General features: G+C 36.9%; 10 protein-coding genes and 1 pseudogene. 5 read left to right on the top strand and 6 right to left on the bottom strand.

What is annotated here, in order from left to right; translation table 11 throughout:
• The first annotated feature begins 240 nt into the window (after positions 1–240).
• Complete coding sequence (locus FJR04_RS22440) at positions 241–705, top strand: hypothetical protein (protein WP_168498976.1); 465 nt, start codon at positions 241–243, stop codon at positions 703–705.
• Positions 706–717: 12 nt separating this feature from the next.
• Positions 718–1,278 (top strand): glutathione S-transferase family protein, encoded by a 561-nt coding sequence (locus tag FJR04_RS22445; RefSeq protein WP_168498978.1) that lies wholly within the window; start codon positions 718–720, stop codon positions 1,276–1,278.
• Between the two features lie 134 nt (positions 1,279–1,412).
• Here FJR04_RS22445 and FJR04_RS22450 read toward each other — a convergent pair whose 3' ends face one another.
• From FJR04_RS22450 to FJR04_RS22465, 4 genes are all read right to left on the bottom strand, one after another.
• Positions 1,413–1,904, bottom strand: a complete 492-nt coding sequence (locus FJR04_RS22450) for a YajQ family cyclic di-GMP-binding protein (protein ID WP_168498980.1) — start codon at positions 1,902–1,904, stop codon at positions 1,413–1,415.
• Positions 1,905–2,018: 114 nt separating this feature from the next.
• Positions 2,019–2,435 (bottom strand): MAPEG family protein, encoded by a 417-nt coding sequence (locus FJR04_RS22455; RefSeq protein WP_168498982.1) that lies wholly within the window; start codon positions 2,433–2,435, stop codon positions 2,019–2,021.
• Positions 2,436–2,521: 86 nt separating this feature from the next.
• Positions 2,522–2,695, bottom strand: a complete 174-nt coding sequence (locus tag FJR04_RS22460) for a hypothetical protein (protein ID WP_217359474.1) — start codon at positions 2,693–2,695, stop codon at positions 2,522–2,524.
• Between the two features lie 26 nt (positions 2,696–2,721).
• On the bottom strand, positions 2,722–3,225 hold the full coding sequence (locus FJR04_RS22465) for a DNA recombination-mediator protein A (RefSeq protein ID WP_168498984.1): 504 nt from the start codon (positions 3,223–3,225) through the stop codon (positions 2,722–2,724).
• A 109-nt stretch (positions 3,226–3,334) separates the two neighbouring features.
• Here FJR04_RS22465 and FJR04_RS22470 point away from each other — a divergent pair, with 109 nt between their 5' ends.
• Together FJR04_RS22470 and FJR04_RS22475 are read left to right on the top strand one after the other, a co-directional pair.
• Positions 3,335–3,574 carry a hypothetical protein gene (locus FJR04_RS22470; RefSeq protein WP_168498986.1) on the top strand — a complete coding sequence of 80 codons (240 nt, stop codon included), beginning with the start codon at positions 3,335–3,337 and terminating at the stop codon, positions 3,572–3,574.
• Between the two features lie 52 nt (positions 3,575–3,626).
• Positions 3,627–4,499 carry a TauD/TfdA family dioxygenase gene (locus tag FJR04_RS22475; protein ID WP_254445349.1) on the top strand — a complete coding sequence of 291 codons (873 nt, stop codon included), beginning with the start codon at positions 3,627–3,629 and terminating at the stop codon, positions 4,497–4,499.
• A 39-nt stretch (positions 4,500–4,538) separates the two neighbouring features.
• Here the strand turns inward: FJR04_RS22475 and FJR04_RS22480 are convergent, their stop codons facing one another.
• A complete protein-coding gene (locus tag FJR04_RS22480) occupies positions 4,539–6,047 on the bottom strand; it encodes a UbiD family decarboxylase (protein ID WP_168498989.1) in 1,509 nt (502 codons plus the stop codon).
• A gap of 178 nt (positions 6,048–6,225) precedes the next feature.
• Here FJR04_RS22480 and FJR04_RS22485 point away from each other — a divergent pair, with 178 nt between their 5' ends.
• Positions 6,226–7,593 carry a hypothetical protein gene (locus tag FJR04_RS22485; RefSeq protein ID WP_168498991.1) on the top strand — a complete coding sequence of 456 codons (1,368 nt, stop codon included), beginning with the start codon at positions 6,226–6,228 and terminating at the stop codon, positions 7,591–7,593.
• Positions 7,594–7,736: 143 nt separating this feature from the next.
• On the opposite strand, the pseudogene FJR04_RS22490 reads toward FJR04_RS22485, so the two are convergent.
• Positions 7,737–9,134, bottom strand: a pseudogene (locus tag FJR04_RS22490) (hypothetical protein); the annotation flags it as partial.

A 9,134-nucleotide genomic window follows, 5' to 3' on the forward strand; every position in this document is an offset into this window, starting at 1 on the left:
TAAAATTCTAAAGAATTGAAGTGTAAATTTTAATGTAGGTGACAGAGAAGAGGAAGGGGGGCAGCACTTCGGCTACGCTCAGTGACCGGAGGGCAGGGAGAATATTTTTTCTACTGACAACTGACAACTGACAACTGACAACTTGACAACTGACAACTGACAACTGACAACTGACAACTGACAACTGACAACTGACAACTGACCAATCCCTAATTACTAATTCTAGAAGAGACATTTCTGATGACAACAACAATTTCTTATGTTGATGCTAACGATCTCAATACCGATGACTATATTGTTCTTGGTTTAGCTACGTGCTTCTATAAAGATGATGGAGAAGTGCATCAAATTGAAGTGATAGAACCCATTCCTTCAGCAGCCTTAGAAGCTATATGTAAGAATATTCCTACCTCTTATAGACTGGCTTATGCAACAAAATTGGGATCTGTATTAGATGGTGATAAACTGCTGTTGCCAGAAGGATTCCCAGAATCGGCGCAATTCGGAGATGAGTTTCCATTACGGTTGTTTTCTGCTGCTCGTACCTACAAGCGCCGTGAAGTAGCCCAAACTCTGATTCCGTTGGGAACTACTAAAACAGACTTGAATTATACGACAGAGCGCAAACGGGTACTGAATGCAGCTAGAGTTGTCACCAAAGAAGACAACGTGAAACAACATTCCCACACTCACAAAGTTCTTTAATCTCAGGTTACTATGTTAAAACTTTACGGCGGCGCTCGTAGTCGGGCTTCAATTATCCAGTGGTATCTAGAGGAGCTAAAAGTTCCCTATCAGTTCGTGCTGCTAGATATGCAAGCGGGAGAACATCTCCAGCCTGAATACCTCAAAATTAACCCTATGGGTAAAGTTCCCGCGATCGTTGATGGCGATTTTCAGCTTTGGGAATCTGGGGCGATTTTGCTTTATTTGGCTGAAAAATACGATAAAACTGCTGACTCACTAGAAGAAAAAGCTATATTCACTCAGTGGGTATTATTTGCTAATTCCAGTCTAGGAACAGGTATTTTTATAGAAGCTAATCGTGAGCGAGAAATGCCACGGTTATTGACTCCTTTAAATGAAATTTTGGCAAAACAGCCTTTTTTGCTGGGTAATGATTTTACGGTTGCAGATGTGGCTGTAGGATCAATGCTCTCTTATATCCCGATTATGCTCAAGTTAGATTTGAGTGCTTATCCAGAAGTTTTGAATTATATCAAAGCTATATCTGAACGTCCGGCGTTTCAAAAAAGCATCGGCGGAAAAAATAATTGACAATTGACAATTGACAATTGACAGCTAAACTTCTGATAGATTACTGTACGGGCGAAGCATTTGGATAATAGCCTTCGACAAAAATGGATAATTTATCGCCCGAATGCTTCGCCCCTACGATTCCTGACTCCTGATTAACGATAATTTGTAAATTGCAAGGCGACGGGGAATTCTTCTTGCTTAAGACGTTGAATGACTAGTTGTAAATCATCTTTTGATTTTGCTGTCACCCGCACAGCATCACCTTGAATTGAGGCTTGAACTTTTTTAATTTCGTCTCGAATCAATTTAGAAATTTGTTTAGCTATTTCTTGACTGATGCCTTTTTTTAGGGTGATTTCTTGACGGACACGATTACCGCTGGCAGATTCGACTTTGCCAAATTCAAAGATTTTCTGGGAAAGGTTACGCTTGGCGGCTTTTTCTCGGAGGATGGTATGGACAGATTCTAAGGTGAAATCGCTGTCAGTCCCAATGGTAATTTTCTCTTCGCCTAATTCGATTGTGGTTTGAGTGTCTTTGAGATCGTAGCGGCTTTTAACGTCTCTGGTGACTTGATCAATAGTATTAACTAATTCTTGTCTGTCGAAGTCGCTGACGATATCAAAGGAAAAAGTAGAAGCCATAAATAATTGGTAATTGGTAATTGGTGACTTGCCCTGAGCGTAGCCGAAGGGTTGGTGATTGGTAAGAGGGAAAATTAAAGATAGACAAATATTCTCCTCATTTCCTCAGTCTAATTATTTAATTTGCATGAGACTGAGGAAGAAAAGAGTTCCAGAACTAAAAGTCGCTATACCAAACATGAGCGATCGCAACAGGGGTATATTGGCAATATAGAAAATAGAGTATAGCAAACGGGCAATAATAAAGGCGATCGCTGCATTTACTCCTTGGGCAGAATTCACCCCAGTCACATAAGCCATTAATGCTGCTGCGGCAAAAACCATAAACCCTTCAAATGAATTTTCATGGGCCCATGTTGCCCGTTGAGCATAGGGTGGTAATTTGTCAAACATGGCGCGAGGAGCAGACAAATCATATCCTATCTGCACTCTAGCAAAAGCTACTAATAAATAGGGTAGGTAAATGAGAATAGCAGCGACAACTATAGAGTATAAAAAAATAGCAGGTACTGGTAATGGAGATACAGACATTAAACTAATTTAATTGGGTGCTGGGTTTGGTGTTGATGATTATTTACCAAGGGATAAGGGGTAATTTAGTTACAGCAGATTGCAGATCAATGATGTACAGCATCTAAATTAAAACCTATACACTGTACGGGCGAAGCATTCGGGCGATCAATTATCAATTTTTGTCCAAGGTTATTTTCCGAATGCTTCGCCCCTACTACTCCTGACTCCTGCTGTAATTTATTACCCATTAACCATTGATAATTTTCCATCTCTATCATTAGCTTTGCAAAGACTGGGATTCACTCTAGTCAAAGTAGAAGAGTGTTACCACTTTTCGTTGTTCTTCTGCATCGCTACAGGTTTGTAGGAGAGTGCGACTATCGTGAAATGCAAAGCAGATTAGTTGTTGACAACGAGAGACGATTTCTTTGTTACATAAGTAACTCGCTTCAGCTAAGGACAGATTATCATTACTGGGGTTTTCCACCAGGTGCATGACCTGTTCTAGTTGCTGGCGCGATTCTTGAGGTTGCCGTTCCAAACTTTGGGGCAAAATTACCGTGAGTAAGTTGGGGTCTGCCCGTGTTGCGCCTCGGATGGCAGCAGAGTTTGTGCCTGTAGCACCAGAGGTAATGATGCGGTTGCCCGATAGAATCAGGGCATAGGTCATCATTTCAATGAGGTTCTGATGGGTAATTGGCACATGACGAGAACCTAGCAAGGCAATCCGTTTAGAACCTGTTTGCTGGATTGTTGCTAGTTCTTGGGCTAATGTATCGAGGTTGATGGTATCTATTGACTGACTCAAAGATGAAAATCATGAGATTAAACAACCCAGATATTCTACCAAACAGCGTGTAAATAGGAAGCTAACTAGAGTTACATATTGCTACAATTTATGTATTACTGAGTTTTATGTGATAGGTAAAGTAGAAGATTATCTAAGTAAGTTGGTGTTAAAAATTGTCGTTATGACAAGGGAACAGAAAAGAGGTTTTGGGAGATTTTACTTTTCGTTACATATTACTCTTCCAGAAGCTATTCCGCGTCTACGGTTTTTTTACATTCACCTACTTAGCAAACAAACTGGGATCACCTGGGTAATTAATGTATCACTATATATTTGTATGGATGGCGTAGGAATGCTATATTTATAGATGACAATGAGTTTAAAGCTTTGATCTAGGTTTTTTAATTAACATGAATATTATGACACCATCAATTTCTGAAAAAGTTGTTCAGCAAATCATTAATCAAGATCATAAGAGTATTTTGGAACTAGACCAAGCAGAAATTATTAATCTATTTAAAGAATATGGAGTTTTACTGTTTAGAGGATTTACGACTGATACGGAAATCTTTAGAGAATTTAGCAATTTATTCAGCACTGATTTTTTAGATTATGCTGGTGGTGCTTTTAATAGAAAAGTCATTAATAATGATAAAACTATTTTAAGTGTCAATGATTTCCAAACAGAGATTAAGTTACATGGAGAAATGTACTACCAGAAAAACATTCCCCTAATGTTATGGTTTTTCTGTGCTAATCCCGCTGCAAGCGATGGTCAAACAACGGTGTGTGATGGTAGACAGTTTTTTGCAGAATTAAGTAATTCAACTAAAGAATTATTCAATCAGAAGAAGCTCAAATTTAGAGCTAAAATGAGCCAAGAACAATGGCAGAAAAAATATAAAATTGATGATGTTAATCAATTAGAAGAAATATGTGCAAATAATAATACACTTGTGACGATATATGAAGATCAATCAATTCTTTTAGAATATATTTGTTCTTTAGTTATCCCTAGTAGATGTGGAAACCATCAGGTTTTTATTAATAGTCTTTTACCAGCAATGCAGTTAAATCCTGATGTTCTGAGATTTGATGATGATTCCCCAATTCCTGATGAACTTATGGCTGAATTAAATGGAATTGCTGAGAAAATCACTACTAATATTTGCTGGCAAAAAGGTGATATTTTGATGATTGATAATACCCGAATAATGCACGGCAGAAGAGCTTTTACTGATGAGACGAGAGAGATTTATATCCGGTTGTGTTCTCCAGCTTTCGATTTTTAAATTAACACTCCTCTCCTTAGAGGAGTGGTAAGGTGTGTATTATTTCATATCGTAACCAAACAAATTTGGATCAACTTCTCCGAGTTTTAAATCGGCTAAACCATATTCAGCCCAACGTCGTTCTACCATTGCGGCGACATCTGCATCTGATTGTAATGGTTCACCCCATTCATGTTCTGTTTCTGGGGGAATTTTCGTAGTTGCATCTATGCCCATTCTCCCACCTAAACCGAGTTTTTCACTAGCAAAATCTAAGGTGTCAAAGGGGGTATTTGGTAATATAAATACATCTCTGGTAGGATCTACTTTGGAACTTATCGCCCAAACAACTTGACGGGGATCACGAACATTTATGTCTTTATCAACCACAATTACAAATTTGGTGTATGTAAATTGTGGTAACGCACTCCAAAAGGCCAAGGCTGCTCTTCGTGCTTGTCCAGGATAGGCTTTATCTATGGAAATAATCGCCGCTTTGTAACTTAACGCTTCCATTGGCAGGAAGAAATCAACTATTTCTGACACCTGTTGGCGTAAGATGGGGGTATAGATGCGGTTGAGAGCGATCGCCATCATTGCTTCTTCTTTCGGTGGCAACCCGCTAAATGTGGTAAGATAAATTGGATCTTTGCGGTGTGTCATACACTGAAACCGCACCAAAGGCGAATCTTCTACACCACCGTAATAACCCATGTGATCACCAAAGGGTCCATCTGGTAAAACTTCCCCTGGTGTAATTGTCCCTTCTAAGACAAATTCGGAATCTGCGGGAACTTCCAAATCTACGGTTTTACACTTGGCTAAGTTGACTCCCGAACCACCATACAATCCAGCAAATAACCATTCTGATAAATCTACAGGAATGGGTGTGGCTGCTGCCATAATGATGAGAGGATCTACACCCAGAGCGATCGCTACTTCTAATTTTTTACCACGTTCTGCCGCTTTGCGTAAATGTCTCGCACCCCCCCGCACTGATAGCCAGTGTACGGTCATAGTATTGTTGGATTGTAGTTGTAGGCGATACACACCCACATTAGGAATTCCTGTCTCACAATCCTTGGTAATTACCAATCCTAGAGTAATTATCTTTCCGGCATCTCCCGGATAAGGACGTATTAAAGGTAACTTGTTTAAATCTAAATCATTTCCTTCCACTACCACCTGGTGACAAGCCGGAAAAAAGTCCCTTCCTGGTTTGGCTTTCACCACGTCAAACAGCACTTTACCAAAATCTATGGCTTGGGAAATCTTTTTAGGTGGTTTGGGTTGCTGAAGCATACTCAGCTTCTTTCCCAGGGTTTCTAACTCCTCTGGTTTTTCCATGTTCATCGCCCAGCATATCCTTTCCACTGTCCCCATTAAATTTACCGCGACGGGGAAAGATGCACCTTTAACGTTTTCAAAGATTAATCCTGGTCCACCTTTTTGCAGCATTCGGTTGGAAATCTCTGCAATTTCCATATCTGGGTCAACTAAAGCTGAGATTCGCTTTAATTGTCCTCTTTCTTCTAGAATTTTAATGAATCCCCGTAAATCTCGCGCCATTGGTTTGTTTTAATTATGAAGAAGTGTAAAGCTATTTTTATCTTAGTCTTCATTGTGGTAATTTGACTTTTTGGTACTTATGTACTATAATAAGAGAAAGATGGATTTTCCTCACGCAAAGACGCAGAGGCGCAAAGAGGAAGATTGAGTTTTTACCTGATAAAATTTAGGGGGTTTTATGTCGAAGTTAAATCATCAGATTTCCCTGTTAGAACTTATCCAAATTTTATCGGCACATCGTCAAAGTATCATTTTGAATTTACATAAGTTAAAGGAAGATTATCACAGAACTGGAATTAAGCGGGTAAGGGGTATTAGAGATATCAATGGTGATTTGATTACTCCTTGGTTACAGACGGAAGATATTTATCCTGGTGATTTTGTGCAAATGGGTGTATTTGCAATCAATCGCAATACTGCTACTATTAATATGTTGGTAAGGCGGAAAGTGAAGCTGGTAAAAGCTGAAGATAATACACCCATGATTGAGGTTGCGGGTTTGTTGGCTAATGATTTGGATAATTTTAATAATTATACCATTGTTAAAGATGGAAAGGTTAATGTTTCTGCTTTAAATATCAAGGTCAGTAATAAGCAAGTATTTGATTTATTGAAGTCGAAGGATGTAATTAAGGAAGATAAGTTTGATTTTCATGCTGAATACACTATTGAGTTAGATAATTTACCATTAGTGCCAGTAAATATCAATTTTGGTAATATTGATGGGCTATTTACGCAATTAGCAGAAATTAAAGTTGTCACGAGTATTTTATCTGCTTATTTACGTCATCAATCTGATGTATTTGTGAGTAATCAGGTAGAGGAATTAAAACAACATTATTTATCGAAAAATCTCTATCTGAATTTTCCCACTACTCAGGAATATCCAGAGACGATTGATTCTCGTATCAGTTATAAAATTGATTTTGGTAATCAGGATATTCTCAATTTGGGTAAGTTATATTCTGCTAACCAATTTTTAGGGCGGAGATATGAGGTTTACGACAAAGAAACGGGGGAGATTTTTCTGAAACCTACATTTGAACTAGTGTTTAATGACAATATTGCTGTTCGTCAAAAAGCCATTTCTGCAAGAATGAAATTGACGAAGGTTGATGATTTGATGAAACCGATTTTTGACGATTTTCTGGGAATTAATATCAATGGCAAGATAGGGGAAATTCTCAACAAACTTGATGATCATAGTTTGGCGTTGTTATTATATGCTCAACACGCTGGTAAAGCTGTGAATAGGGAAGATTTGATTGCAGCTATGACGACAGCTTACCAAAAGTTAGCAGCTTATGTTGAGCAAATGTACCAAGAAAATATTTCTCCTATGGTATTTTACATTGGTGCGACAGGACTGTTACCAAATAAAATATCTGCTCAATCGATGTCTGCTGATGAATTAGTTACTAAATATCCCCATTTGCAATTTTCTAAACATGAACAAGAAGGGACTTTTTTTGAAGTTGGAAATAGCATTATCAGTGTCTACCCTCAAACTGAATATTACAGTAAAAAATCATTAGCTGTTAGTTAATTAAGTTTATAGGGGTTTAGTATTGCTAAACCCTGAATATTTTGGTTGCAGTGTTCGTATATAGGAATATGTCTGATAGCGTAGAGTGGCGCAATCAGACAATTTCCGTAAAACCCAAAATTCAAGGCTAAAAAAACTGAAATTTAATCTTGCTCTCCCCGTAACAATTTATTTGTCAGCCTGATTTTTTCCATCAATTTTTGTCTTAATTCTTCTGTTTCTTGTAATTCTCTTTCAGTATTGGCTAATTCAGCTAATAATTCATTTTCCTGTTTTTGACGTATAAAATTTACTAAATAATCATGGACTATTTGATATTTATCTGCTGGAGATTCTGGTAAAAATAACACCAAACCCGACGCAACAAAAATATTTAAAATAAAATCTAATTTTTCTAAAACAAAATTTAATTTATCACTTTTTTCTGCTAATTGTTCTGCTAACTCAACGCGAGTTTTTAAAAGTCTTGTTCCCTTTTTATCGGTGAGCAAATATAAAACCAATCTAGCAAGTTTTTCATTTTCTGCACCAAAATCTTTTACAATATCTTCTAAAAAATTTTCAACTAATTTTTCTTTACCAAATGCTTGATATTTTTCTAATGTGGTAATTTGCTCTGATTGTAATTGTGTGCCAAAAATTTGTAATTCTATTGGCCTTACCTCTTCCATATCTCCTGCTAAGTCTTTGACTAATTCATCAATTAATTCTGCTTGTAAATAAAAGCGTGTTTTTTCGGTGAGGCTTTTAATCACAGCTTTAGCATCTGCTTTGGAAAAGTTACCCAAATAATAACGAATATTTTTATCAAGGATGTTATTATTAGTAACTGTTAAATCAACTAATCGGTCTAATTCTAATAAATAATGTAAATAATCTTCCCGCAAGGAAAGGACAATTTTTACAAAAGGAATATCTAAACAGATTCGTAAAAAATCATAAAATGGTTTTCTTTGTTTTTGGTTATTATTCACAAAGAAAAATTCTTCAAATTGATCAAATATCAAAACCGTTAATAAATTCCTCTTGGCATTTTCTCGCAATTGTTGAATAATTGTATCTGTAGAGTGTAGGGACAATTCATGAATTGTCCCTACATTTGATTTTAAAGATTCTCCTAAAATTTCTACCCAATTTGTATAAACCCGTAAAAGTATGGGTAAAGCGTCACGTCCTCCAATAGTTTCTTGTTGGAGTGCAGGAATTAAACCACCTTGTAAAATGGAACTTTTACCGACTCCAGACTGTCCATGAATAACAATTAATTTATGTTCATTTCCCGCAATTTTTATCCACAACCGTTTTACATCTTCTCCTCTTCCAGAAGCGGATATTTCTTGTGCAATTGTGCCTATATTTTCAACTTCTGGATTTTCAGTATTAATAACTTTGCGTTGGGGGTTTAAATAAGATGCACCAATAAAAGCCCGAAAACCATATTGTTGTTCAATTTGTAATCTTTCTTGTTTAATATTAAAGGCTTTTAAATATTGTTTTCTTTGGAAATATAGAGAATTTAATTCTTTTAAAATAGCAATATA

It is taken from the genome of Anabaena sp. UHCC 0204, from assembly GCF_009711975.1.
GTDB lineage: Bacteria > Cyanobacteriota > Cyanobacteriia > Cyanobacteriales > Nostocaceae > Dolichospermum.